This is a genomic window from Streptomyces sp. enrichment culture, assembly GCF_964273145.1.
Lineage (GTDB): Bacteria > Actinomycetota > Actinomycetes > Streptomycetales > Streptomycetaceae > Streptomyces.
Genome location: NZ_OZ186873.1, coordinates 5543531 through 5568626 on the forward strand (window position 1 = coordinate 5543531; position 25096 = coordinate 5568626).

Below are 25096 nucleotides of genomic sequence, written 5' to 3' on the forward strand. Positions count from 1 at the left end.
TGCCGCGCGGGCAGCGGGTCGTTACCGGCCCTTCACCACGAGGTAGGCGATGCCGATGAGCGCGGCCAGTGTCAGGGCGGGGGCGGCCAGGACCTTCGCCATGGCGGTCAGGGCCCTGGCGGCGCCGGCCGGCCAGGCCCCGTAGCGGTCGCCCCGCGCTCGCAGATCGTGCCGGGCGAACGCCTCCAGGACCAGGGCCGCCGCCGCCGTGACCAGGCAGGTGACGAGCGGCGGGAGCACGCCGGCCTTCTCCACCTGGGCCTGGAGCTCGCCCACCGCCCCTGGGCCGACCTGGTTCTCCACGACTTCCACGACCCGCGCCACGGTCATGGCGAGCGCGACGAGCGAGGCGACGGCGGCGGCCAGTGCGGCGGTCGCGAGGACGGGGGAGAGGGAGGACTTCCGCCGGGGCGGGGACGGGGACGGAGGAAGGGGTGGCGGGGGCGGGGGAGGAGGCGGGGGCTTGGCCCGGACCCTCGGCGGGGGTGGCGGCGGGGATACGGCCTGGACCGTCGGCGGGGGTGGCTCGCGGTCGGGCGGCGGGGGTTTGGCCCGGACCGTCGGCGGAGATGGCTTGGGGCCGGGTGGCGGGGGCTCGGCCCGGACCGTCGGCGGGGGCTCGCGGCCGCTCTCCCGGGGAGGCGCTTCCACGCGCTCCGGTTCCACCACCGCCTCCACGTGGACCACCGCGTCCGCGGTGACCCCCTTGAGCACGATGTCGCCGCTCAGGCGCCCCTCGGTGGACGGGATCACGGTGACGTCCAGACCTTCCTCCGACTCCTCGGCCCGCAGCCAGCCGTGCGTGGAGTGGGCCACGCAGCAGCGGGCCAGGGGCGGCCCGGCCAGGGTCACGGACCGGTGCCGCGGTGCCGACCCCCGCGGCAGCGGCCCGAAGTCCAGGCGGGCCGGGTCGGGCTGGAGGCGGACCTCGCGCAAGGCGCTGCTCGCCTCGTCGGCGATCTGCCGGATGTCGTTGCGCGCGACCTCCTCCAGGGCCTGGCGTGCGCCCTCGGCGATGGGGAGGGACTCGTTCCGCAGCCGGGAGCGCAGTTCGGCCACGGCACCCAGGCGGGCGAAGGCGTTCCTGCTGCCGAGGGCGCTCCTCACGGAGGGCGGGAGACCGACGGGGACGATCTTGATACGGCGGTGCTTGCTGTGCGCCAGATGCAGGTCCCCCTGCATCTCCACGGTCCTGCTCGGCGTCTGGTTCGGGTTCTGCTCCCGTACGTGGTCGAAGACGTAGTCGTACAGGTCGTCCAGGGAGACCTCGCCGTCCGCGTCGAGATCGGCCTCGCCGGTCCTCAGGCCCTCCACCACCGCGTGGGTGAACACCGACGGGCGGGGCCCGGAGTCCTCGGTGAGGTCGGGACCCTCGAAGGCGTACTCCATGGAGTTGGACGCCGTGATGACGGCCCAGCCCCGCCCGCTGGGCGGCTTCTCGGTCCTGAAGGATTCGAGTACGTTCACGTCTCCGGAGGCGCGGACGGAGGACGAGCCTTTGGAGAAGGCGCCGCCGTAGCAGCAGTCGAGGAACAGGACGGTGCTGCCGGCCCGCGTGCGGGACATGCATCCGCGCACGAACTGGGCGGGGACCGCCGTGGCGTCCAGCATCCGGGGTTCGGTGTCGCTGGCGGCGAAGTACAGCTCGCCGGACTCGCTCTTGAGCCCGTGGCAGGAGAAGTGCAGCACCAGGGTGTCGTCGCGCCGGCGGTCGGTGAAGAAGCCCTGGATGCGTCTGCGGATGACGTGGGCCGGTTCGTTGCGCACGACCTCGACCTCGAAGTCGCCGATCTCCGGATCGTGCAGGACCTCGGCGAGGGCGGTGGCGTCCTGCGCCGGTGCCCGCAGTTTCTTGAGCCCCTGCTCGTCGTAGCGGTCGTTGGCGATGATCAGAGCGTGCCGGGAATCCGTCATGGCGGGGTCCCCGCCGCGGAGTGCTTGCGCACGAAGAGGTCGAAGGCCTCGGTGACCTGCTCGTCGCCGGCCTTCGAGATCTCCAGTGTGTCGTCGTCCAGCGTCAGGCGCAGCGAGGGGCGCCGGTCCTGGCACCGGCCCAGCCAGGAGCGGACCACGGTCACCACCTGGGCCAGGGCGGCGGCCGACGTGCCCAGGTTCACCAGGAGGGTGCCGATCAGAGCGACGTCCACGGCCCGCGCCCCGGGCGGGACGTCCTCACCGGAGGCGGCCGACACGTCGTCCACGTCCAGGGCGAGCAGTTCCTCACGCAGATAGGCGGTCAGCTCCGCCACGCGTTCGGCTTCCGCCCCCTCCTCCGACAGGAGGATCATCAATGTGTTGCTCTCCACCGGCTCAGCCCCCTCGATCGTGCCAGGGGCGGCGCGGAGCAGATCGTGGGTGGCTCCACGTCGGCTTCCTCCAGTCTCCGCCCCCGGCCGCGGCGGGGCAAATCAGCCGTGGCGGGCCCGCGGCCGGGGGTGGGGGACTCGGGGGGAGGGAGGCGGGGACTTCGGGGCGGGACGTGCGGGGCTGCGCCGGTGCTGCCGCAAGGGGCCTCCCGCGGCAGCCGCGCGCGGGAGGCCGTCCGCCGTACGGGTCAGGAGGCGGTGCACGCCCCGATGGCCGGCGGGGTGGCGGTGCCGTTCTTCATGACGGTGAAGCCGAAGCTGGTGGACGCCCCGGCGGCGAGGTTTCCGTTGCCGCTGGGCCTCATGGTCATGACGTTGCCGCCGCTGTCCCAGGTGGGCGAGCCGTTCCAGGTGGTGGAGATCCGCTGCGGCGGGGTGAGCGTGACCGTCACGCTCCAGGTGCTGATGGGCGCGCTGCCCGCGGTGACCGTGACCCGGCCGTTGAAGCGGTCGCCCCACTCCTCGGCCTTGGCGTAGGTGGCGGTGCAGGACGCGCCTCCGCCGCCTCCGCCACCGGAGGAGCCGCCCAGGGCGTTCAGGACCGCCGTGTAGGCGGGCTTCTTGGCGTAGCCGGAGTCGAACAGCAGCGGTGTGCCGCTCGCGCGCCAGGAGTACTTGTCGGTGATGCCCCAGACGGTGATGCCGGTGCAGCGCGGGACGGCCAGGCACGCCTTCACCACGTTGCCGTAGCTGGTGGCCTGGGAGGTACCGGAGCCCTCGATGTCGAGCTCGGTGATCTGGACCTCGACGCCGAGGTCGGCGAAGCGCTGGAGGTTCGCCTGGTAGTCGCCCGGGACGGGGGAGGCGCTGTTGAAGTGGGACTGGAAGCCCACGCAGTCGATGGGCACGCCGCGCGCCTTGAAGTCCTTGACCATGTTGTAGACGGCATTGCTCTTCGCGTTGACGCCGTCCGTGTTGTAGTCGTTGTAGCAGAGCTTGGCCGCCGGGTCCGCGGCGCGGGCGGTGCGGAACGCCTCCTCGATGAAGCCGTTGCCGAGCTTGTCCTGGAACGGGGAGCTGCGGCGGGCGCCGCTGGAGCCGTCCTGGAACGCCTCGTTGACGACGTCCCAGCTGTGGATCTTGCCCTTCCAGTGGCCCATGACCCGGTTGATGTGGTTGGTCATCGCCGAGCGGAGGTCGGCCGCGCTCAGGCCGCCGACCCAGCCCGGCAGCTGGGAGTGCCACACCAGGGTGTGGCCGCGCACCTTCATGCCCCGGCTCTGGGCGTGATTGACGATCCGGTCGGCGGCGGAGAAGTCGAACGAGTTGCGGGTGGGCTCGACGGCGTCCCACTTCATCTCGTTCTCGGGCGTGACCGAGTCGAACTCCGTGTCGAGCGTGGAGACGTACGGGGCCTCGCCCAGGTGGCCGGCCGCGACGGCGGTGCCGAAGTAGCGGCCCTTGGCCGCCGCCGCGGAGGCGAGGGTCGTCGCCGCGTCGGCCGTCCCGGCCAGGGCGGTGACGCCGGTCAGGGCGAGCAGGCCCGCCAGGCCGGCCCCCAGGGCCGTGCGGGCCCGGGGCGGAGACGTACGGCGCGTGAGGAGCATGGGCATGTCATCCCCTTCTGCGGCCACCGCCGGGTCGGCGCGGCCTGCGGGTGGGAGGGTGGATGAACTCTTCCGGAATCGTCGATCCGAAAGTTTCGGGGATCTTTCCGAGCGGCTGCGGGAGAACGTACGGCCCACCGACCGCCGGGTCAACCGGTCGTGCAGGAATCGATAACCGCGGCCGAGGGGGATTTCCGGTCGGCAAGCTCTGTTGACGATGTGACGGCTGCCCCATACGGTGACGCGGCACCATGCCGAAAGGCTTCGAAACATTCGAGGCAGGCTGGGCCTCACCGGCCCGCTGCCACCAGGTGTCCCGGACACCCCGGACACCCCGGACACCGAGGAGTGCTCGCCCGTGAAGGTGCTGCGCCTCGTCACGGCCGCCGCCGTGACGTCGACCCTCGCCCTGCTCCCCCTCGCGACCGCCGGTCCCGCGACCGCGGGGACCGGCGCCCCGCAGGACCGGCCGCTGCGGCAGCTCGCCGCGGACGACCGGCTGCGCGTGGGCACCGCCGTCGACACCACCGCCCTCGCCCAGGACGCCCCCTACCGCGCGCTCGCCGGCTCGGAGTTCTCCTCCGTCACCCCGGAGAACGTCATGAAGTGGGAGGTGATCGAACCGCGGCGGGGCGAGTACGACTACGCCGCGGCCGACCGGCTCGTCCGGTTCGCCGAGCGGCACGGGCAGAAGGTCCGCGGCCACACCCTCGTCTGGCACAGCCAGCTGCCCGCCTGGCTCACCTCGGGCGACTTCACCCCCGACGAGCTGCGCGCGATCCTGCGCCGCCACATCACCGACACGGTGCGGCACTTCAAGGGCCGCATCTGGCACTGGGACGTGGTCAACGAGGCGTTCAACGACGACGGAACCCTGCGCGACAGCATCTGGCTGCGCGAGCTGGGCCCCGGCTACATCGCCGACGCCTTCCGCTGGGCCCACGCGGCCGACCCGCGCGCCAAGCTCTTCTACAACGACTACAACATCGAGTGGGCCGGCCCCAAGAGCGACGCCGTGCTGGACCTGGTCCGCACCCTGCGCGCCGAGGGCGTGCCCGTCCACGGGGTCGGCTTCCAGGGGCACCTCGGCATCCAGTACGGCCTGCCCGACGGCGTGGCCGACAACTTCCGGCGCTTCGACGCGCTGGGGGTGCAGACCGCCGTGACGGAGGCGGACGTACGCATGGTCGTGCCGGCCGACGAGGAGAAGCTGCGCGCACAGGCCGAGGGGTACCGGCTGCTCCTCGACGCCTGCCTGCGCGCACGGCACTGCGTCTCGTTCACCGTGTGGGGCTTCACCGACAAGTACTCCTGGGTGCCCGACACCTTCGAGGGCGAGGGCGCCGCCAACGTCCTCGACGAGGAGTACCGGCCCAAGCCGGCCTACCGCGCGCTCCAGGACCGGCTGGCGGGGCGGGCCCGGTCCGCGGCATCCGGCTGAGTGTTCCGGGACCGGCCGGCGGGTCCGCCGGCCGGTCCCGGGCGTCCCCGGGTCACGCGTCCCGCGGCGGCGCGGTGCTCTGCCGCACCACCAGCCGCGTCGCCAGCTCGATGCGCTGCGCCGCCTTGCCGGGGTCGTCGGGGCGCAGCAGCATGCGGGTCGCCTCCTCGGCCATGTGCCGCAGCGGCTGGTGGACCGTGGTCAGCGGGGGGCTGGACCACTGGGCCGGGGGGACGTCGTCGTACCCGACCACCGACAGGTCCTCCGGCACGCTCAGCCCCTTCAGCCGGGCGGCCTCCAGCACCCCGAGCGCCTGGAGGTCGCTGCCCGCGAAGATCGCCGTCGGCCGGTCCGGGCCGTCCAGCAGGTCCATGGCGTGGGTGAAGCCGCCCTGGACGTGGAAGTCGCCGAAGCGGACCAGGCGCGGATCGGCCTCCAGGCCCGCCATCGCCATGGCCGAGCGGTAGCCGTCCAGGCGGGCCAGCGAGCACAGCATGTCCTCGGGGCCGGTGATGATCGCGACGCGCCGGTGCCCGCGGTCGGTGAGGTGACGGGTGGCCGCGAGGCCGCCGGCCCAGTTGGCGGAGCCGACGGAGGGCACGTCCGGGTCGGGGTCGCCGGCCGGGTCGATGATGACGAACGGGATGGAACGGGACCGCAGGTGCCGTTTGACGTCCTCGGGGAGCGTGGAGAAGACCAGGACGACGCCGAGCGGCCGGCGGCGCAGCACGCCCTCGACCCACTCGGGCGCGGGGGCGTGCCGGGTGCCGCTCTCGGTGAGCACCACGGTCGCCTTGTTGGCCTTCGCGACGGTCTCCACCCCGCGGATGATCTCCATCGCCCAAATGCTGTCCAGCTCGTGGAAGACGAGTTCGACGAGTGGCGAGGGCGGCGCCCCGTGGTGCCTGCGGCGGTAACCGTGCACCCTCAGGAGCTGCTCCACCTTGGCGCGGGTCACCGGGGAGACATCAGAACGGCCGTTGAGGACCTTCGAAACTGTCGGTAGTGAAACACCCGCCTCTTTCGCCACCGCGGCCAGGGTCACTCTGCCGCTCACCTCGTCGTCATCGTGCATGGGCGCAGCATAGGTCACGGGCGTCGGTAACGGTTTGGCCGCGTGCGTGCAGGACCGTTGACCACGAATCGGATCTCCACCTACTGTCCGACGGCATGGACTTTCGGCGATGGAGCCGAAACTTTCGAAAGGCGAACGATGAAGACACGTGTGCGGTTGCCCCGGCTGCTCGCCTGCGGTGCGACGCTCGCCCTGGCCCTGTCTCTGACGGCCTGCGGCAACGGTGACGGCGGGGGGGCGTCGGACGACGGGAAGATCCGCGTCCTGGTCTACGGCGACGCCACCAACAAGGTCGAGAAGAAGATCGTCGACACCTTCAACAAGAAGTCCGACGTCAAGGTCGTCCTCGACACCATCCCCGGCGCCGACTACCAGCAGAAGCTCCAGACGATCATCAACACGCCGCAGGCACCGGACATCTTCTTCAACTGGGGCGGCGGCAGCATCAAGCCGTTCGTCAAGGCCGATCTGCTGATGCCGCTGGACGACTTCATCGAGAAGGACCCGGGACTTAAGGCGAACTTCCTGCCCACGGTCTTCGACAGCGCCGTCGTCGACGGCAAGGCGTACGGCGTCCCGATGCGCGGCACCCAGCCGGTCCTGCTGTTCCACAACAAGGAGGTGCTCGACAAGGCCGGGGTGAAGCCGCCCACGACCTGGGACGAGCTGCTGGACGCGGTGGAGAAGCTGAAGGACGAAGGGGTCACGCCCATCTCCCTGGGCGCCGGCGACCGCTGGCCGACCATGATGTGGTTCGAGTACCTCTACGACCGTGTCGCCGGGCCGGAGCTGTTCCAGAAGGCCCTGGATGGCGACAAGGACGCCTGGGCGAGCGCGGACAGCAAGAAGGCGCTGAGCATGCTCAAGGAGCTCGTCGACGCGGGCGCCTTCGGCAAGAACTACGACTCCGTGAAGTACACCAACGGCTCCTCGCCCGCACTGCTGGCCTCCGGCAAGGCCGGCTTCGAGCTGATGGGCTCCTGGTACTACGCCCAGCAGCAGGAGGACGCCAAGGAGTTCGCGGAGACCGCCCTCGGCTACACCGCCTTCCCGGCCGTCCCCGGCGGCAAGGGCGACCCGGCCGACGTGGTCGGCAACACCAACAACTTCTACTCGGTGCTGAAGAAGACCAAGCACCCCGAGGCCGTCGCCGAGTTCCTGAAGCTCATGTACTCCGACGAGTTCGTCAAGGAGCAGCTGGCCATCGGCAACCTGCCGACCACCACCAGCACCAGGAAGTTCCTCGACACCGCGGCCGACCCGGAGTACTCGCGCTTCCAGTACGACCTGGTGGAGAAGGCCCCGGCGTTCCAGCTGTCGTGGGACCAGGCGTACCCGCCGTCGGCCATGACGCCCATCCACCAGGCCGTGCAGCAGTTCTTCAGCGGCCAGATCGACGCCGACGGCTTCATCGAGGCCATGCAGGCCCTCCCCACCGAATGAACCGCATGACCACACAGACCACGAGCGCTCCCGTCGCCGCCGAACCCCGCAAGGCGGCCCGGCGGCGGCCGGAGGTGTCCTCCGCTTCCCGGGTGGGGCGTCCCGGGTTCCTCTGGGCGCTGCCCGCCACCGTCTTCTTCGCCCTCTTCGCCATCGTCCCACTGATCATGGTGGCGGTGCTGTCCTTCACGACCTGGAACGGCCTCGGCTCCCCCGAGTTCGTCGGCCTCGACAACTGGACGCGCCTGGCCGACGACCCGGTGATGCTCAAGAGCGTCTGGCTGACCCTGCTGCTCACCGCGCTCGGCGTGGCGCTCCAGACGCCGCTGAGCATCGTGCTGGGCGTCTGGGCCGCCGGCCACCAGCGCAACCGGGCGGTGCTGTCGGTCGTCTACTTCATCCCGCTGCTGCTGTCCGCGACGGCCGTGTCCGTGCTGTGGCGGGCCCTGCTCGACCCGAACTTCGGCATCCCGTCCCGCGTGTCCTGGCTGTTCGGCGACGGCAACCTCTTCGGCGGGCAGGCCACCGCCATCGGGGTGCTGGCGTTCGTCAGCACCTGGCAGTTCACCCCGTTCCACACCCTGATCTACCAGGGAGCCGCCCGCGCGATCCCGCAGGTGCTGTACCAGGCCGCCGAGATCGACGGAGCGGGCCGCTACCGGCAGTTCTTCCACATCACGCTGCCGCAGCTGCGCAACTCGGTCGTCACCTCGATGATCCTGATGATCGTCGGCGGTCTGACCACGTTCGAGACGGTCCTCATCCTCACCCAGGGCGGACCGGGCACCGACACCACGATCAGCGCGTACTACATGTACCAGAAGGCCTTCAAGGGCTTCGACTTCGGCGCCGGCGCCGCCATCGCCCTCGCCCTGGTGATCGCGGCCACCGTCGTCTCGCTGATCGTCGTCCGCGTGTCCGGCTACGACAAGATGCGCAGCGACATGGAGGGTGTGTCATGAGCCGAGGCACGAGAAGCCGCCCCAACTACCTGGCCGGCGCGGGCTCCCTGGTCTGGCTGTTCCTGGTCGGACTGCCGCTGTACGTGATGCTCGCCGCGACGGTGCGGACCCGGGCGGACTACTCCGAGAACGGCCCCCTGTCCTTCCCGGACAGCTTCACCCTCGACAACTACACCCGGGCCTTCGACTCCGGCTTCGGCCGGTACTTCCTCAACACCCTCCTCGTCACCGCGTGCGTGATCGGCATCGTGCTGCTGCTGGTCCCGCCGCTCGCCTACGCCATCGTCCGCAACCGCAGCAGGGTCACCTCGCACGTCTTCCGGCTGTTCCTGCTGGGCCTCGCCATCCCGGCGCAGGCCGTGATCGTCCCGATGTTCTACCTGATCAGCGAAGCCGGCCTGTACGACAACCTCCTCGGCGTCATCCTGCCCACGGCCGCGTTCTGCCTGCCGATGTCCGCCCTGATCCTCAGCGGCGCCATGCGCGACATCTCCCCGGAACTGTTCGAGGCCATGGCCATGGACGGCGCCACCCCGCGCCGCATGTTCTTCCAGCTCGTCCTGCCGCTGTCCCGCGGCGGGCTGTCCACGGTCGTCGTCTTCTCGGCGCTCCAGGCCTGGAACGGCTTCCTGTTCCCGCTCGTCCTGACCCAGTCCGACTCCACCAAGGTGATCACCCTGGGTCTGTACAACTTCCAGACCGAACACGGCATCGACATCCCCGGTCTGCTGGGGGCCGTGGTGCTGTCCATGGTCCCCGTCCTGCTCGTCTACCTGTTCGCCCGTCGCGCCCTGGTCCAGGGGCTGATGGGCGTGGGAGGAAAGTGACCGCCAACGTGGCCGTTGAGACCACCCCCGAAGTCCCCCTCTGGAACGACCCCGCCCACTCCGTCGCCACCCGGGTCTCCGCGCTCATCGACGCGATGACCACGGAGGAGAAGATCGCCCAGCTGTACGGCGTGTGGGTCGGCGCGTCCGACGAGGGCGGTGAAGTCGCCCCGCACCAGCACGACATGGAGGAGGCCGTCGATCTCGACGCCCTCCTGCCCGCCGGGCTGGGCCAGCTCACCCGCCCCTTCGGCACCGCTCCCGTCGACCCCGCCCTGGGCGCCCTGTCCCTGGCCCGCACCCAGGCCCGCATCGCCGCCGCCAACCGCTTCGGCATCCCCGCGCTCGCCCACGAGGAGTGCCTCGCCGGGTTCGCGGCCTGGGGCGCCACCGCCTACCCCGTCCCGCTGTCCTGGGGCGCCACCTTCGACCCGGACCTGATCCGCCGCATGGCCGCCGCCATCGGACGCGACATGCGGTCCGTCGGCGTCCACCAGGGCCTCGCGCCCGTACTGGACGTGGTGCGCGACGCCCGCTGGGGACGGGTGGAGGAGACCATCGGCGAGGACCCCTACCTCGTCGGCTCCATCGGCACGGCCTACGTCCAGGGACTGGAGTCCGCCGGAGTCGTCGCCACCCTCAAGCACTTCGCCGGCTACTCGGCCTCCCGCGCCGGACGCAACCTCGCCCCCGCCTCCATCGGCCCCCGCGAACGCGCCGACATCCTGCTGCCCCCCTTCGAGATGGCCGTGCGCGAAGGCGGCGCCCGGTCCGTCATGCACGCCTACACCGACACCGACGGCGTTCCGTCGGCGGCCGACGAGGCGCTGCTGACCGGACTGCTCCGCGACACCTGGGGCTTCGAGGGCACCGTCGTCGCCGACTACTTCGGCATCGCCTTCCTCAAGACCCTGCACGGCGTGGCGGGCGACTGGGCCGAGGCCGCCGGCACCGCCCTGACGGCGGGCGTCGACGTGGAACTGCCCACCGTCAAGACGTTCGGCGCGCCCCTGGCCGAGGCCGTGCGCGCGGGCCGGGTGCCGGAGGCGGTCGTCGACCGCGCCCTGCGACGGGTCCTCACCCAGAAGGCGATGCTCGGACTCCTCGACGCGGACTGGAACCCGGTCCCGCCCGCCCTCGCCGACGCCGACCGGGACGACCCGGACGCGCTGCGCGGCACGATCGACCTGGACACCCCCGAGAACCGCGCCCTGGCCCGCGCCGTCGCCGAGGAAGCGGTCGTCCTGCTCACCAACGACGGCACCCTGCCGCTGGAGCGGCCCCGCCGCATCGCCCTGGTCGGCCCCAACGCCACCGAGCCGACGGCGGTACTGGGCTGCTACTCCTTCCCCCTGCACGTCGGCGTCCACCACCCCGGCACCCCGGTCGGCATCGGCCTGCCCACCCTCGGCGACACCCTGGCCCGCGAGTTCCCCGACGCGGAGCTGACGATCGTCCCCGGCACCGGTGTCGACGACGGCGACGTCTTCGGCATCCCGGAGGCCGTCCAGGCGGCCCGCCGGGCCGACGTCGTCATCGCGGTCCTCGGCGACCGGGCGGGACTCTTCGGCCGCGGCACCAGCGGCGAGGGCTGCGACGCCGAGTCGCTCGCCCTGCCCGGCGCCCAGCAGCAGCTCCTCGACGCCCTGCTGGACACGGACACGCCGGTGGTGACCGTCCTGCTCGCGGGACGGCCCTACGCGCTCGGCCGCGCCACCACCGAGGCCGCCGCGATCGTCCAGTCGTTCTTCCCCGGCGTGGAGGGCACCACCGCCCTCGCCGGGATCCTCAGCGGCCGGACCGACCCCAGCGGACGCCTGCCGGTCAGCGTGCCGCGCGGACCGGGCGCCCAGCCGTCCACCTACCTCGGCGCGCGGCTCGCACACGCCAGCGAGGTGTCCAGCATCGACCCCACGCCCGCGTTCGGCTTCGGGCACGGGCTGTCGTACACGTCGTTCGACTGGAGCGACCTCGAAGTGGAGGCCGCCCAGGCGCCCACGGACGGCGAGTTCCGCCTCGCCCTCACCGTCCGCAACACCGGCGAACGGCACGGCACCGAGGTCGTCCAGCTCTACCTGCACGACCCGGTCGCCTCCGTCGTCCAGCCGGTGCAGCGCCTCGTCGGCTACACCCGGGTGCCGCTCGCCCCGGGCGAGGCACGGCGGGTGCGCGTCGCGGTCCCGGCCGACCTCGCCTCCTTCACCGGCCGCGACGGGCGGCGCGTGGTCGAGCCGGGCGAGCTGGAACTGCGCCTGGCCGCCTCCAGCACCGACCCCCGCCTGACGGCGACGGTCACCCTGACCGGTCCCGCCCGCCACGTGGACCACACGCGCGCCTTCCACGCGGCCTTCGGCCAGGAAGCGCTGCCGCGGGAATGACACGGCCTCCCCGGTCGCCCCGGACCTCCCCGGCCGCCCGGGTCCCGGGCGGCCGGGGAGGTCCGGCACGGGAGCGCCGGCCACCGGCTCGGATCGCCTCGCCGGCCCCCAAGGGCGTGCTCGCGGCACCGTCTCACCGGGTGGTCGCGAGGGCCGCCGCGCCGGCGGCTCATGGCATCGCGGTGACCGCGAGGAGGGCGAGGTCGTCGCGGCGTCTGTCGCCCCACCGCTCGAGGGCCGACGTGAACAGGGCCCCGGCGATCTCCTCGGCCGGGCTCCGGCCGGCGGGCACCCGCAGGGCCCGTACTTCATCGGCGAGGTCCTCCGGTTCGCGGGAGCGGTAGTTGCCCGCTCCTTCGGTGAAACCGTCGGTGTAGAGCACCAGCGTGTCGCCGGGATGGAGGTCGAGGGAACGCACCGGGTGGTGCAGGTGGTCGAAGACTCCCAGCATCGGCCCGTGTTCCCGGAGCAGGCTCGTGGTGCCGTCGGCCCGGCGCAGGATCGGGTACGGGTGGCCCGCGGAGGTCACCTGTATGCGCGGGCCCTCGGCGGCGCACGGGTCGATGAGGACGTAGACAAGGGTGCAGAAGGGGCTGTCGTCGCGGCGCAGTGCCCGGTGGACGAGGGGCAGGACGTAATCCGGTGCGGGGTCCTGCTGGGTGGCGGTCCACAGGGTGTGCCGCACCAGTCCGGTGGCCGCGGCGGCGACGGGGCCTTTCCCGCAGACGTCCCCCAGGGCGAGGGCCCACCGGCCGTCGTCGAGAGGGAAGACGTCGTAGAAGTCGCCGCCGATCTGCAGGCTGTCGCCCTGGGCGCGGTAGCGGGCGGCGATGTCCAGGCCGGACATGGCCGGCAGGGCGGGCGGCAGCAGCGGGGCCTGCAGGGCTTCGGTGGTGGTGCGCAGCCGGTTCAGCAGGTCGTCCTGGCGGATGCCCACGGCGATCCGGTCGGCTATTCCCGCCAGGGCGTCCAGCGCGGTCGAGGGGAGCGGGTCGCGGGAGAAGAGGGCCATCACGCCTATGAGGTCGCCGTTGGCGACCAGCGGATACCCGGCGAAGGCGGTCATGCCCTCGCGCCTGGCCCATTCCTGGTCGTTGACGTGAGGATCCCCGATGACGGAGTTGGTCAGGTGCGGGCGGCGTTCGGCGGCGATCATCCCGATCTTGAGCTGTCCGACCCTGACGCGTGAGTGGCCGCCGTCGAGATGCGTGTACAGGCCCGCGCTGGCCACCAGTTGCAGCAGGTCCTCCTCCGGCTTGAGGACCCACACCCGGGCGAAAGCCGCACCCAGGCGGTCGACGACGGCCTGCGCGCAGCGCTGCAGACGCTCGGGAAGCGGGGCATCGCTCGTCATGGCGTCCGCCACGTCGCCGGCGAGCAGGGCGTGACTGGTCCGCTCCGCCAGCTCCCGCCGCATGTCGGTGGCGGCGGTGACGTCTTCGAGCACGGCGAGCGTGTACACCGTGCCGTCGGGTGCCGTTGTCCGCTGGGTGCCGATGCGCAGCAGCTGCGGTCTGCCGTCGACGATCCGTGCGAACAGCGAGGGCGGGGTGGAGTTCTCGCCGGCCGTCGTGAGGTGACCGGTCAGCTGCGCGCGGGTGTGCTCGGGAAAGAGGTCGGGCAGCGGACGGCCGATGGAGCCGCCGGTCAGGGAGAGGATGCCTGCGGCTTTGGGGTTCCAGGCGATGATCCGGCTCTCGTCGTCCAGCGCGAGCGCGCCGACGAGGCTTTGGTGGAACAAGGGGCCGAACAGCTGCTCGCCGGGCTGGCGGACGGGCGCGACGGCCGCCTCCAGACTGCGCTGGAGGGCGGCCTGCGTCGTGCGGTAGCCGTGGGCGCGTATGAGCTGTTCCAGCGCCGCACGGGCGATGCCGGGAAGACGGTGCAGGTCCTTGGCGGTGACCTGGTTGTCTTCCCTGGTGAGCAGGGAGGGCATCTGTGTTTTCCGCCGGTCCCCGTCGTCGACGAGCATGACGATGGCCAGCTGGGGGATGCGGGCCTTGAGGGTGCTGATGAGGCCGTTGGGGGTGGCGACGGCGGGTCCGACGACGAGCAGCGTCGGCCGTCCCTCGCTGTCGGGGCCCGGGGCCTCCGGGTGTTCCATCCGCTGGATCTCGGCGTCCGCGGCCAGCTCCGTGCGCAGAAGGGATTCCGCGGCCTCGTCCAGACCCGCCAGGAGCACACGACAGCGCAGGGCGGTCATGTCAGTCCTCCAGCAGCGGACGTCCCAGCAGCGCCCGGCCCGTCCACGTCCGCAGGGTGTCGGTGAGCGGAGCCATCACGTGGGCCGCCCGCGCATCGCGCAGGTGCCGGTGGAGGGGGCCGTCTTGGGCGTAACCGATGCCGCCGGTCAAGGTCAGCGCGTCGTTGACGACGGCCTGGGCGGTCTCGGAGACTTCGGCCTTGGCCGAGCACAGTCCCAGCAGTGCCTCGGGGCCTCCCGACTCGGCTTCGAGGGCCGCCTGGTAGAGGAGGCGGCGTGTGCGTTCCACGCGGGCCCACATGGTGCCCAGCCGGTGCTGGACGAAGGGACTGGCCGCCGGAGTGCTGCCGCTGTGGGCGTACTGCCGGCGCAGCACGTGCGCACGTGCCTCCTCCATCGCGGCCGCCGCCACGCCGAGGTAGGTGCCGGCCATGGCCATGAGGAAGAACGGGGCCACGACGTTGAAGACGTACCAGATCTCGTCGCCCTCTTCGCCCAGCAGGCGGCTGCGGGGCACGGCGGTGGCGTCCAGGCTCAGCGTGCGCGAGTCGTTGCCGCGCATGCCCATGCCCTGCCACGGCGGGCCCCAGGTCATGCCGGGCGTGTCGTGGTCCACCACGACGCAGGAGAACTGCCCGGGCAGGGCGTCGCTGTCCGCGGCGACCGTGGACAGCACGTAGGAGTCGGCGTGCCCGCCGTTGGTGACGAAGCTCTTGGCGCCGGTCAGCCGCAGCTGGTCGGCGTGGGTGGTCATCCGGGTCTGCGAGATCCAGAACTCCCCGCCGGTGCCGGGCTCGGACAGCGCCAGGGTGGTCAGGTGCTCGCCCGCGGCGATCGGCTTGAGGTAGCGGGAGCGCTGGTCACCGGTGGCTTTCGCGGCGATGACCGCGGAGGCGACCAGGTGCATCCCAAAGCAGATGGAGGTGGAGGCGCACGCCTGGCCGGTGACCTCACCGACCTGGGCCACGGCCAGCAGTCCGTGGCCCATTCCCCCGCAGTCCTCCGGGACGACCAGACCCCCGAGCTCGGCGCGCAGCGCGGACACCCCCTCGGCCGGCCAGCGGCGCTCCGCGTCCACGGACGCCGCACGCGGGGCCAGGACCTCTTCGGCCAGCCGTCGGGCGGTCGCCACCGCTGTACCCAGCTCCACTCTCGTCACCCCAACCACCTTCATCGCTGTGCTGTCGTCCCGGGGGACAACAGCACTTCTTGCCTACCGGTAGCATTCCACCCCATGTCACAGCGGGGCCAACGGGCGCCCCTGCCCCGTTCCGGCCGCTCCGGCCGCCGGAATCGACGTCTTCTCGGCCCCGGACGGTCCGCCCGGCCGGGCGCCCAGCCGTGGTGACGCCGGTGAGCCGACGAGCCCGTGCCGTGCTGCCCGGTGGTCTCCGGCGGGTGCCGCGGGCCGGGTCAGTCACCGTGACGCAGTGCGCGTGCCGCGACCTCGCGCAGGGGCAGACCGAGCGCCTCCGCGGCGGCCCTGAGGTCCTCGTACTCGCACTTGGCGCCGTACGGTCCGCGTTTGATGCGCACCGTGTGGCCCTCGACGTCCACCGTGGAGGCCGTGCGCGGCAGGGCGGTGCGGTTCGTCCGCCCCTCCCGCACGCCGAGCGTTCCGGTCTCGGCGAACAGCGTCTCGCGCAGCCGGCCGGCGTCGCCGGGGCGGCACAGCACGTGGACGATGTGGGCAGGGCGGCCCTTCTTCATCACCGCGGGCACCACCCAGGCGTCCAGGGCGCCCCGGGCCAGCAGCCGGCCCATCAGGTGCCCGAGCGTCTCCCCGGTCACGTCGTCGAGGTTGGTCTCCAGTTGCACCAGCTCCTCTTCCCCGCCGGGCACAGCGGACTCCGCCTCGCCGAGCACGGCCTGCAGCACGTTGGGGCGGCCCGGGAAGCGTTTCGTCCCGGCGCCGTATCCGGTCCGCGCCGGCCGCATCGCGGGCATCGGGCCGTAACCGGCCCCGGCGGCCCGCAGCAGCGCTGCGCCGGTCGGGGTGACCGTCTCGCCCGCCACGTCGATGCCGCGGACCCGGGCACCGGTCAGCAGCGCGATGGTGGCGGGCGCCGGCACCGGCAGGACGCCGTGGCGGGTGCGCACCTCACCGCTGCCCACACCGACCGGCGCGCTGTAGACCTCGGTCACCTCCAGAGCGTGCAGCGCGGCCGCCACGCCGACGGTGTCCACCACGGTGTCCAGACCGCCCAGCTCGTGCAGGTGGACCTCGGCCGGGTCGGTGCCGTGCAGGGCGGCTTCCACCTCGGTGACGGCCGTCACGGCCCGTGCGGCCATCTCGGCGACGGCGGGCGGCGAGGCGGCCCGGACGCGCCGGAGCAGTTCCGCCGCGCGCCGTTCGGTCGCCTCGTCGTCCACGTCGACCCGCGCCCGGGTGGCGCGGATGCCGTCCACGTCCACGCGCTCGGCCTCCAGGCGCCAGCCGGTCAGTCCCGTGGAAGCCACCGCCTCGCGCACCGTCTCCACCGGTGCGCCCAGGTCCAGCAGGGCGCCCAGCAGCATGTCGCCGGACAGGCCGGTGGCCGGGTTGAGCCACAGGATCACAGCCGCCGCCCGGTGGTGCGGGCGAGCCGGAAGGCCGCCATGGCGGCGGAGAACCCCGAGTCGATGTTGACCACGGTCAGGCCGGCCGCGCAGGAGGACAACATGGCCAGCAGGGCGGTCACCCCTTCCAGGGAGGCGCCGTACCCGGTGGAGGTGGGCACCGCGACGACCGGGGCGGCGACGAGTCCGCCCACCGCGCTGGCCAGTGCCCCCTCCATGCCCGCCACGACGATCACGGCGTCGCTCGCGCGCAGGTCGTCGGCGACCGCCAGCAGCCGGTGCAGCCCCGCCACGCCCACGTCGCGGATCACCTCCACCCGCAGCCCGACGGCCGAGGCCACAGCGGCGGCCTCGGCGGCCACCGGACCGTCCGAGGTGCCGGCGCTGACCACGCAGACACGGAAATCCCCGGCGGGGGCGGGCCTCCACACCAGCAACCGGGCCGCCTCGTCCCACCGCCCGTCGGGCACCTCGCCCAGGACCTCGGCCGCCGTGTCGGCGCCGACCCGGGTGACCAGCACCGGCCCGTGGTTGGCCGTCAGCAGGCGCCGGACGATCGCGATGATCTCGCCGGATGTCTTGCCGGGCCCGTACACCACCTCCGGCAGCCCCTGACGGGCCTCCCGCGCGGTGTCGACCCGGGCGAAACCGAGGTCGTCGAAGCCCGGCCCGCCGTCCTGTCCCCGGCGGTCGCTCATGCCCGCGCCTCCCGCACCGACGGCATGTCGAGCAGCACGTTCATCCGGCCGCTGCTGAAACCGGCCAGGTCCAGGGCGCAGAACACGAAACCCGCCTCCCTTACCGCCGCGTCCAGCTCGGTCCGCACCCCCACGGCCCGGTCGATGGCATCCGCGGGCAGCTCCAGCCGCGCCACGGTGCCCTCCGCGTGTGCCCGAACCCGGCAGTCGGCGAAGCCCAGCGCCTTCACCGACGCCTCGGCCCGTTCGATCCGGGCCAGCACCTCGGGTGTCACCGGATCCCCGTAGGCCACCCGGGAGGCCAGGCAGGCGGCCGCGGGCTTGTCCGCGACGCCGAGATCCAGTTCCAGCAGGCGCGCCACGGCGCGGACCGCCGCCTTGTCCAGGCCGGCGTCCACCAGCGGCGCCACCGAGCCCCGCTCGGCGGCCGCCCGCAGCCCCGGCCGGTGGTCCCCGAGGTCGTCGAGGTTCGTGCCCAGGGCCACCGCGGCCCCGGACAGCTCCGCCAGCGGCGCCAGCGCGTCGAACAGCGCGCTCTTGCAGTGGTAGCAGCGGTCCCCGCCGTTGACCCGGTACTCCGGGCGGTCCTGCTCATCGGTGCACACCTCGATGTGCCGCAGACCGCGGGCCCGGGCGAACGAGCGGGCGAACTCCCGCTCCGCCGTCGGCAGGCTCGCCGACACCGCCGTGACCGCCACCGCCCGCTCGCCGAGCACCTCCCCCGCCACGGCCGCCAGCAGGCAGGAGTCCACACCGCCGGACAGCCCCACGATCAGTCGCTTCTCCTGCGCCAGCCGCCCCCGGAGCCGCTCCAGCGCCCGGTGTGTCTCCAGTCCCTCGTCCATATCCTCACCACTGTAGGGCAGCACCGCTCGCCGGTACCCACCAATACCGTTCCGGCGCACTGCTCGTACGACGGCGGCGAAGGGGGGAGCCGGGGCATGCCGAGCACGGGTGCGCGCCGTGCCTCCCGTGCCACTCCGGTTGCGCCTCTCGGCGAGGGAACGCCGAAAGCCGTCGGAGCGCACAGCGGCCGGTCCGGGGCCGCGGTCACCGTTCGGCCCGGTCGTGGAGGTGGACGGGAGCGTCGCCGGGCGCCTTGGCGCCGATCGCTTCGACGCACGTGTCCGGGGCCCGGCCGCCGGCGCGTCCGAGCGGGCGGACACGGGGGAGCCGCGCGGGTGCCGACCGCACCGGATCCGGCCGCGGTTCCCTCAGGCGCACCGCGAGCGCGGTGTCCCGGCCGTCCGGTGCGGGCGGATCCGCGTGCGGCTCCGGTCGCCGTACGCGCACGGGCCCGGCGGCTCGGCGGGCCGCGTCCCCCGCGGCCCGGGGCCGGTCGTCACCTTCGGCCGCCGGCCCGGCCGACGGGACGCGGCCCCACGCGCCGCGCGGCGGCCGCGGCACCGGCGACCGGGCCCGCGACCGCCACCGCCGGCGCTCTCCCGTGGACCGTGGGAGGTCACATCCTGCGGGAGGCGGGAGCCGAACCACGGGTGAGCAGCGCGCCCAGGGCGATCATGCCGATGCCGAGCACGAAGTGCAGCCAGTCGTCGGCCGTGTTCAGGGGAACGAAGTTCGCGTCGCTGTCGTGGCCGACGATCAGGCCGTACAGCCACAGCACCAGGTAGATGGCGCCCCCGGCCAGCAGGAACGTTCGTGCGGCGGAGGCCGTGCGGGACATGGCGAGTCCCGCCACACCGAACGCCAGGTGCACGAGGTTGTGCAGGATGGACACCTGGAAGATCCCGAAGAGGTCGGCGCCGGAGTCGTGCGAGGCGAACTTCATCGTGTCGTAGTCCGTCGTGATGCCCGGGATGAATCCCAGGATCCCCACCAGCAGGAACACCGATCCAACCAGCATCGCAGCCTGCTGGACGGGGGTACGGGCACCTCTCGGCGCATGAGTGCGCGTCGTCATGTCGGTGGCCTTCTCGCTCGAGGCGCGTCCCGGTGAGCGCCTGTGGGACGGCGGGTACCCAGGACTCCGTTTCGCTACCCTCGATGCCGGCCCGCCGGTGGACGCGGGGGCGGGCCGCGCCCCGGTGCGGCGCCCCGCGCTCAGCGGCACGCCCCTGCGCGGCCGCTGAACGGGAGGAACGTCGAAGTCCTGCCGGGGCACCGGTCGTGCCCCGTGGTCCGGGGCGGTGCTCGGGCGGCTTCCGGACGGGCGCGGAGGATGCCGCCCCGCAGCCTCGGCGGCCGCGAGGACGGGTGCTCCGCCGGCCGGGCCGCCCCGTCGGGGCGGGACGGGCGCCGGCGAAGCGGGAGCGGAGGATCACGCCGGAGCTGTGGCCGAACGCGGCGCCGAAGGAGCCGCCGGCAGGTGATCGGCCGCGGCGCGGGCGCGGCGCCGTGGACGGCCCGGGCGGGGGACCGGCACGTGGCGTCGACGGTGGCGGCGTCGACCGCGCGCGGGGGACGCCCGTCTCCGCGACGAGCCGGTTCACGGGCACGCGCCGGGATCCTCAACCCCGCGGTGCCCGGTCGCCGGCTCCGCCTCGTCGCCGGTCACGAGCACGACCCCGGCCGGTGCCCGCCCGGGCGGAACGGAGGCGCCCACCCGGGCGCCCGGCCATGCGGCGCCGTCCATAGGGTGTGGGCACCACACGAGACAGCGAGGTGAAGGACCTGTGTTCACGACCCGCCCCACCCTCCAGGGCACCTTCGGCATGGTGTCCTCCACCCACTGGCTGGCCTCGCAGACCGCGATGGCGGTCCTGGAGGACGGCGGCAACGCCTACGACGCCGCCGTGGCGGGCGCGTTCGTCCTGCACGTCGTCGAGCCGCACCTCAACGGACCGGCCGGTGAGGTGCCGATCCTGATCGCCCCGGCGGGCGGCGGGGTACGGGTGCTGTGCGGACAGGGCGTCGCCCCGGCCGGGGCGACGGTCGCGCACTACAAGGGGCTCGGCCTGGACCTCGTTCCCGGCACGGGCCCGCTCGCCGCCGCCGTGCCCGGCGCGTTCGACGCCTGGATGCTCCTGCTGCGCGACCACGGCACCAAGTCCCTCGCCGACGTGCTGAGGTACGCCATCGGCTACGCCGAGCACGGCCACCCGCCCGTGGAGCGCGTCGGCGAGACCGTCGAGACGGTGCGCGAGCTGTTCGAGACGGAGTGGACCTCCTCGGCCGAGGTGTACCTGCCGGGCGGACGCCCGCCCCGCGCGGGTGAGCTGTTCCGCAACCCCGCCCTCGCCGCCACCTGGAAGCGGCTCCTGGCCGAGACCGCCGGGACGGGGGACCGCGAGGCGCGGATCGAGGCCGCCCGCGAGGTCTGGCGCACCGGGTTCATCGCCGACGCCCTCGTGCGGCAGGCCGCGCGCCCCACCCTCGACACCAGCGGCGAGCGGCACACCGGCACCCTCACGGCCGCCGACCTCGCCACCTGGTCGGCGACGTACGAGACACCGGTGACGTACGACTGGAACGGCTGGACCATATGCAAGCCCGGCCCCTGGAGCCAGGGCCCCGTGCTGCTCCAGCAGCTCGCCCTGCTCCCGCCCGAACTGCCGCCCTACGGCTCCGCCGACTACATGCACCTGCTGATCGAGGGCTGCAAGCTCGCCATGGCCGACCGGGAGGCCTGGTACGGGGACGCCGCCGACGTGCCCGTCGAGGAGCTGCTGTCGGACGCGTACAACGCGCAGCGCAGACGGCTCGTCGGAGAGAGCGCCTCGTACGAGCTGCGGCCCGGCAGCCCCGGCGGGCGCACCCCGCGCCTGGCCGCGCACGCGCGCGCGGCGGCCGGGGGCGCCGGTTCCGACGCGCCGGGCGTCGGCGAGCCCACGGTCGCCAGGAGCCCGCTCCCCCCGGTGCCGGGCGAACCGCCCGTCGCCCCCGACGGCACCACCCGCGGCGACACCTGCCACCTCGACGTCGTCGACCGCTGGGGCAACATGGTCGCCGCCACGCCCAGCGGCGGCTGGCTCCAGTCCAACCCGGTCGTGCCGGAACTCGGCTTCCCCCTCGGCACCCGGCTCCAGATGACCTGGCTGGAGGAGGGCCTGCCGAACTCCCTCACGCCGGGCCGCCGGCCCCGCACCACCCTCACCCCCTCGCTCGCGCTGCGCGACGGCGTCCCGGTCATGGCGTTCGGCACGCCCGGCGGGGACCAGCAGGACCAGTGGCAGCTCCACTTCCTCCTGGCGGTCGCGCTGCGCGCGCGGGTGCGCGGCGGCCTCGACCTCCAGGGCGCCATCGACGCCCCGAACTGGCACAACGACAGCTTCCCCGGATCCTTCTTCCCGCGCGGCATGCGACCGGGCGGCGTCACCGTCGAGTCCCGCACGGACCCGGCGGTCGTCGCGGAACTGCGGCGCCGCGGCCACGACGTCACCGTCGGCGACCCCTGGTCGGAGGGGCGGCTGTGCGCCGTCGCGCGGGAGCCGGAGACCGGGGTCCTGTCGGCCGCGGCCAACGCGAGGGGCATGCAGGGGTACGCGGTGGGACGCTGATCCGGCCCGGTCCCGGCCGGTGCGCCCCGGTTTCGTCCGGAGCGCACCGGCCGGGTGGGGGCCGCCGGGGGCGCGTGCTCTCATGGAGCCATGATCGAAGACAGCGAAACCATCGACGGGTTCCTCGCCCGGCACGCCTCCGACGTGGAGGAAGCCGTCCGCAAGGCCGCCACACTGGAGATCATGCCGCGCTGGCGGCGCCTCGCCGCGCACGAGGTCGACCAGAAGACGGGGCCGCACGACCTGGTGACGGACGCCGACCGCAAGGCCGAGCTGTACCTCACCGAGGCGCTCGTCGCCCTGCTGCCCGGCTCCGTCGTCGTCGGCGAGGAGGCGGTGCACGCCAACCCCGCCTCCTACGAGGCGCTCCGGGGCGAGGCGCCGGTGTGGATCGTCGACCCCGTCGACGGCACCCGGCAGTTCGTGCACGGCGACACCGGGTTCTGCACGCTGGTCGCGCTCGCGCAGCACGGCGTCCTGCGGGCTTCCTGGACCTACGCGCCCGCCCGCGAACAGTTCGCCACGGCCGTACGCGGCCGGGGCGCGTTCCTGGACGGGGAACGGCTGCACGCCGGACCGCCGGAGCCGGGCCGTGACCTGCGGGTCGCCACCTCCCACCCGGACTACACGACGCCGGAGCAGAAGCGCGCCCTGCTCGGCCTGTGGACCCGGGGCGTCGCACCCCGCGCCTGCGGCTCGGCCGGACTGGAGTACCTCGCCGTCGCCCGCGGCGAGTCGGACGCCACGGCGTTCTCCTGGGAGGCCGCCTGGGACCACGCCGCCGGGCTGCTGCTCGTCGAGGAGGCGGGCGGCACCCACCTGACCCGCGCTGGCGAGCCCTTCCGCATCACGGGCGGCAACGACCTGCCGTTCACCGCGGCCCGTGACGCGGCCACGGCCCGGCAGGTGGCGGCACTGCTGTCGGGCGGGGCCGCCTGAGCGCCGCCCGCGTGCGGTGCCGGGGAGCGGACCCACGGCCCGGGACCGCCGGTGCCCCGGCATATCCTGATCCTCAGTGGCCGTCGGCTGACGAAGGGGTCCCAAGGTGCCGTCGATGCTCGATGCGGTCGTGGTGGGGGCGGGGCCGAACGGGCTGACCGCCGCGGTGGAGCTGGCCCGGCGCGGCTTCTCCGTGGCCGTGTTCGAAGCGCGCGGCACCGTGGGCGGGGGCGCCCGCACCGAAGAGCTCACACTCCCCGGTTTCCGGCACGACCCCTGCTCCGCCGCCCACCCCCTCGGCATCAACTCGCCCGCCTTCCGCGCCCTGCCCCTGGAGCGCTACGGCCTGCGGTGGCTGCACGCCGGGCTGCCGATGGCGCACCCGTTCCCGGACGGCTCGGCCGCCGTGCTGGCGCGGTCGGTCGGCGAGACGGCCGCCTCGTTCGGACCGCGCGACGCGGGCGCCTACCGCAGACTGGTCGAGCCCTTCCTGCCGCGGTGGGACACCCTCGCACGCGACTTCATGTCCCTGCCGCTGACCGCGCTGCCCCGCGACCCGGTCACCCTCGCCCGCTTCGGCCTCGCCGGCCTGCCCCCGTCGACCTGGCTGATGCGCCGTTTCCGCGACGAGAGGGCCAAGGCCCTGTTCGCCGGACTCGTCGCGCACGTCATGGCCCCGCTGAACTCCTTCGCCACCAGCGCCGTCGGACTGGTCTTCGCCCTGGCCGCGCACGCCCGCGGCTGGCCCGTCGCCCGCGGCGGCTCCCAGGCGATCTCCGACGCCCTCGCCGCCCTCCTGACGGACCTCGGCGGCACCGTGCACACCGACTACGAGGTCAAGCGCCTCGACGACCTGCCGCCCGCGCGCGCGTACGTCTTCGACACCTCGCCCACCGCCCTGGCCCGGATCGCGGGCCTGGGCCGGTACTACGACGGCTACCGCTACGGCCCCGGCGTCTTCAAGATCGACTACGCGCTGGACGGCCCGGTCCCGTGGACCGCGCCCGAGGCCCGCGCCGCCGGCACCGTCCAGATCGGCGCGGACGCCAAGGAGATCGGCGCCGCCCTGCACGCGGCCTCCCGCGAGGGCCGCGCCCCCGACGCCCCCTTCCTCATCACCGTGCAGCCCAGCGTCGCCGACCCCACCCGCGCCCCGGCCGGCAAACACGTCTTCTGGGCGTACGGGCACGTACCCCACGGCTGGACCGGCGACCTCACCGACGTCATCGAACGTCAACTGGAGCGCTTCGCCCCGGGCTTCCGCGACCGCGTCCTGGCCCGCGCGACCGCCGGCCCGCCCGAACTCGCCGCCCGCAACGCCAACTACGTCGGCGGCGACATCGCCTCCGGGGCGGTCCGCGGCCTGCAGACCGTGCTGCGGCCCAGGCTGTCCCTGTTCCCGTACGCCACCCCGCACCCGGCCGTCTTCATCTGCTCGTCGGCCACCCCGCCGGGCCCCGGGGTGCACGGCATGTCGGGACACAACGCGGCGAAGGCCGTCTGGCGGAGGCTCAGGCAGACATGACGACCCTCACCCTCGTCCAGGGCGACATCACACGCCAGAGCGTCGACGCGATCGTCAACGCGGCCAACTCCTCCCTGCTGGGCGGAGGCGGCGTCGACGGCGCGATCCACCGCCGCGGCGGCCCCGCGATCCTCGCCGAGTGCCGCGTGCTGCGCGCCACGCGGTACGGCAGGGGCCTGCCCACCGGGCAGGCGGTCGCCACCACCGCGGGCGATCTCGACGCCCGCTGGGTGATCCACACGGTGGGCCCGGTGTACCAGGGCGCCGGCAGCGATCCGTCCCCGCTCGCGAGCTGCTACCGCGAGTCCCTGCGCGTCGCCGACGAGCTCGGCGCGCGGACGGTGGCCTTTCCGGCCATCTCCACCGGCGTCTACGGCTGGCCGCTGGAGGACGCCGCGCGTATCGCCCTGGAAGCGGTCCGGCAGGCGGACACCGAGGTCGAGGAGGTCAGGTTCGTCCTCTTCGACGACCGGGCCTACGCCGCCTTCGCCGAGCAGGCCGGCTGAGCCGCCGGCTCCCCGCGCCGCGCCGCCGGCCTCCTCCGCCCGCACCACGGCAGCCTCGCCCGCCGCGGCGGGCAACTCGGCAGGGCCCCGGGCATCGGCCTCACCGAACCCCCGGACTGACCCGGGCCAGCCTCGCTCCCAGGGCATGGCGGCTGCTCGAGGACCGAGGA

General features: G+C 73.5%; 19 protein-coding genes. 9 read left to right on the top strand and 10 right to left on the bottom strand.

All coding sequences use genetic code 11. From position 1 onward, the window contains the following. Positions 1-21: 21 nt before the first annotated feature. The 3 genes from ACSU6Z_RS24660 to ACSU6Z_RS24670 all read right to left on the bottom strand — a co-directional run bounded on the left by ACSU6Z_RS24660 (position 22) and on the right by ACSU6Z_RS24670 (position 3919). A complete protein-coding gene (locus tag ACSU6Z_RS24660; RefSeq protein ID WP_437048820.1) occupies positions 22-1914 on the bottom strand; it encodes a caspase family protein in 1893 nt (630 codons plus the stop codon). Further along, positions 1911-2306 (bottom strand): hypothetical protein, encoded by a 396-nt coding sequence (locus ACSU6Z_RS24665; RefSeq protein WP_437048822.1) that lies wholly within the window; start codon positions 2304-2306, stop codon positions 1911-1913. The genes ACSU6Z_RS24660 and ACSU6Z_RS24665 overlap by 4 nt, the downstream gene beginning before the upstream one ends. Positions 2307-2554: 248 nt before the next feature. Next, positions 2555-3919, bottom strand: coding sequence for an endo-1,4-beta-xylanase (locus ACSU6Z_RS24670; RefSeq protein ID WP_437048824.1), 1365 nt, complete (start codon positions 3917-3919; stop codon positions 2555-2557). 352 nt (positions 3920-4271) lie between these two features. On the opposite strand from ACSU6Z_RS24670, the gene ACSU6Z_RS24675 reads away from it, so the two are divergent. Beyond that, positions 4272-5354 (top strand): endo-1,4-beta-xylanase, encoded by a 1083-nt coding sequence (locus tag ACSU6Z_RS24675; protein WP_437048826.1) that lies wholly within the window; start codon positions 4272-4274, stop codon positions 5352-5354. A 52-nt stretch (positions 5355-5406) separates the two neighbouring features. On the opposite strand, the gene ACSU6Z_RS24680 is transcribed toward ACSU6Z_RS24675, so the two are convergent. Next, on the bottom strand, positions 5407-6429 hold the full coding sequence (locus ACSU6Z_RS24680; RefSeq protein ID WP_437048828.1) for a LacI family DNA-binding transcriptional regulator: 1023 nt from the start codon (positions 6427-6429) through the stop codon (positions 5407-5409). A gap of 138 nt (positions 6430-6567) precedes the next feature. Between ACSU6Z_RS24680 and ACSU6Z_RS24685 the strand changes: the two genes are divergently transcribed. Genes ACSU6Z_RS24685 through ACSU6Z_RS24700 form a run of 4 tightly spaced genes read left to right on the top strand, consistent with a single transcriptional unit; the run spans position 6568 to position 12039 of the window. Beyond that, complete coding sequence (locus tag ACSU6Z_RS24685) at positions 6568-7872, top strand: ABC transporter substrate-binding protein (RefSeq protein ID WP_437048829.1); 1305 nt, start codon at positions 6568-6570, stop codon at positions 7870-7872. A gap of 5 nt (positions 7873-7877) precedes the next feature. Beyond that, on the top strand, positions 7878-8834 hold the full coding sequence (locus ACSU6Z_RS24690; protein ID WP_437048831.1) for a carbohydrate ABC transporter permease: 957 nt from the start codon (positions 7878-7880) through the stop codon (positions 8832-8834). Continuing rightward, a complete protein-coding gene (locus ACSU6Z_RS24695) occupies positions 8831-9661 on the top strand; it encodes a carbohydrate ABC transporter permease (protein WP_437048833.1) in 831 nt (276 codons plus the stop codon). Before ACSU6Z_RS24690 ends, ACSU6Z_RS24695 begins: the two co-directional genes overlap by 4 nt. Beyond that, the gene (locus ACSU6Z_RS24700; RefSeq protein ID WP_437048835.1) at positions 9658-12039 is read left to right on the top strand and encodes a beta-glucosidase family protein; all 2382 of its coding nucleotides are present in this window, start codon (positions 9658-9660) and stop codon (positions 12037-12039) included. The genes ACSU6Z_RS24695 and ACSU6Z_RS24700 overlap by 4 nt, the downstream gene beginning before the upstream one ends. 169 nt (positions 12040-12208) lie before the next feature. Here the strand turns inward: ACSU6Z_RS24700 and ACSU6Z_RS24705 are convergent, their stop codons facing one another. The 6 genes from ACSU6Z_RS24705 to ACSU6Z_RS24730 form a co-directional block, all read right to left on the bottom strand. Next, a complete protein-coding gene (locus ACSU6Z_RS24705) occupies positions 12209-14242 on the bottom strand; it encodes a SpoIIE family protein phosphatase (protein ID WP_437048837.1) in 2034 nt (677 codons plus the stop codon). A gap of 1 nt (position 14243) precedes the next feature. Continuing rightward, entirely contained in the window at positions 14244-15401 is a 1158-nt protein-coding gene (locus ACSU6Z_RS24710) for an acyl-CoA dehydrogenase family protein (protein ID WP_437048839.1), read from the bottom strand. 254 nt (positions 15402-15655) lie between these two features. Further along, positions 15656-16801, bottom strand: coding sequence for a nickel pincer cofactor biosynthesis protein LarC (gene larC, locus ACSU6Z_RS24715; RefSeq protein ID WP_437048841.1), 1146 nt, complete (start codon positions 16799-16801; stop codon positions 15656-15658). Further along, positions 16798-17499, bottom strand: a complete 702-nt coding sequence (larB, locus tag ACSU6Z_RS24720) for a nickel pincer cofactor biosynthesis protein LarB (RefSeq protein ID WP_437048843.1) — start codon at positions 17497-17499, stop codon at positions 16798-16800. Before larB ends, larC begins: the two co-directional genes overlap by 4 nt. After that, positions 17496-18344 carry an ATP-dependent sacrificial sulfur transferase LarE gene (larE, locus tag ACSU6Z_RS24725; protein ID WP_437048845.1) on the bottom strand — a complete coding sequence of 283 codons (849 nt, stop codon included), beginning with the start codon at positions 18342-18344 and terminating at the stop codon, positions 17496-17498. Before larE ends, larB begins: the two co-directional genes overlap by 4 nt. A 617-nt stretch (positions 18345-18961) precedes the next feature. Continuing rightward, positions 18962-19363, bottom strand: coding sequence for a DUF4383 domain-containing protein (locus tag ACSU6Z_RS24730; RefSeq protein WP_437048846.1), 402 nt, complete (start codon positions 19361-19363; stop codon positions 18962-18964). 769 nt (positions 19364-20132) lie between these two features. Between ACSU6Z_RS24730 and ACSU6Z_RS24735 the strand changes: the two genes are divergently transcribed. The 4 genes from ACSU6Z_RS24735 (at position 20133) to ACSU6Z_RS24750 (ending at position 24926) form a co-directional block, all read left to right on the top strand. Then, positions 20133-21956, top strand: a complete 1824-nt coding sequence (locus tag ACSU6Z_RS24735; RefSeq protein ID WP_437048848.1) for a gamma-glutamyltransferase family protein — start codon at positions 20133-20135, stop codon at positions 21954-21956. A 90-nt stretch (positions 21957-22046) separates the two neighbouring features. Next, positions 22047-22895 (top strand): inositol monophosphatase family protein, encoded by an 849-nt coding sequence (locus ACSU6Z_RS24740; RefSeq protein WP_437048849.1) that lies wholly within the window; start codon positions 22047-22049, stop codon positions 22893-22895. 115 nt (positions 22896-23010) lie between these two features. Beyond that, positions 23011-24420, top strand: coding sequence for a phytoene desaturase family protein (locus ACSU6Z_RS24745; RefSeq protein WP_437048851.1), 1410 nt, complete (start codon positions 23011-23013; stop codon positions 24418-24420). Further along, entirely contained in the window at positions 24417-24926 is a 510-nt protein-coding gene (locus ACSU6Z_RS24750) for an O-acetyl-ADP-ribose deacetylase (protein WP_437048853.1), read from the top strand. The genes ACSU6Z_RS24745 and ACSU6Z_RS24750 overlap by 4 nt, the downstream gene beginning before the upstream one ends. Positions 24927-25096: the final 170 nt, after the last annotated feature.

What these genes read in the sequence shown, in the direction of transcription:
- ACSU6Z_RS24660 (WP_437048820.1), bottom strand. Translation starts at nt 1,914, where the DNA reads ATGACGGATTCCCGGCACGCTCTGATCATCGCCAACGACCGCTACGAC.
- ACSU6Z_RS24670 (WP_437048824.1), bottom strand. Translation starts at nt 3,919, where the DNA reads ATGCCCATGCTCCTCACGCGCCGTACGTCTCCGCCCCGGGCCCGCACG.
- ACSU6Z_RS24680 (WP_437048828.1), bottom strand. Translation starts at nt 6,429, where the DNA reads ATGCACGATGACGACGAGGTGAGCGGCAGAGTGACCCTGGCCGCGGTG.
- ACSU6Z_RS24685 (WP_437048829.1), top strand. Translation starts at nt 6,568, where the DNA reads ATGAAGACACGTGTGCGGTTGCCCCGGCTGCTCGCCTGCGGTGCGACG.
- ACSU6Z_RS24690 (WP_437048831.1), top strand. Translation starts at nt 7,878, where the DNA reads ATGACCACACAGACCACGAGCGCTCCCGTCGCCGCCGAACCCCGCAAG.
- ACSU6Z_RS24695 (WP_437048833.1), top strand. Translation starts at nt 8,831, where the DNA reads ATGAGCCGAGGCACGAGAAGCCGCCCCAACTACCTGGCCGGCGCGGGC.
- ACSU6Z_RS24705 (WP_437048837.1), bottom strand. Translation starts at nt 14,242, where the DNA reads ATGACCGCCCTGCGCTGTCGTGTGCTCCTGGCGGGTCTGGACGAGGCC.
- larB (WP_437048843.1), bottom strand. Translation starts at nt 17,499, where the DNA reads ATGAGCGACCGCCGGGGACAGGACGGCGGGCCGGGCTTCGACGACCTC.
- larE (WP_437048845.1), bottom strand. Translation starts at nt 18,344, where the DNA reads ATGGACGAGGGACTGGAGACACACCGGGCGCTGGAGCGGCTCCGGGGG.
- ACSU6Z_RS24730 (WP_437048846.1), bottom strand. Translation starts at nt 19,363, where the DNA reads ATGCTGGTTGGATCGGTGTTCCTGCTGGTGGGGATCCTGGGATTCATC.
- ACSU6Z_RS24740 (WP_437048849.1), top strand. Translation starts at nt 22,047, where the DNA reads ATGATCGAAGACAGCGAAACCATCGACGGGTTCCTCGCCCGGCACGCC.
- ACSU6Z_RS24745 (WP_437048851.1), top strand. Translation starts at nt 23,011, where the DNA reads ATGCTCGATGCGGTCGTGGTGGGGGCGGGGCCGAACGGGCTGACCGCC.
- ACSU6Z_RS24750 (WP_437048853.1), top strand. Translation starts at nt 24,417, where the DNA reads ATGACGACCCTCACCCTCGTCCAGGGCGACATCACACGCCAGAGCGTC.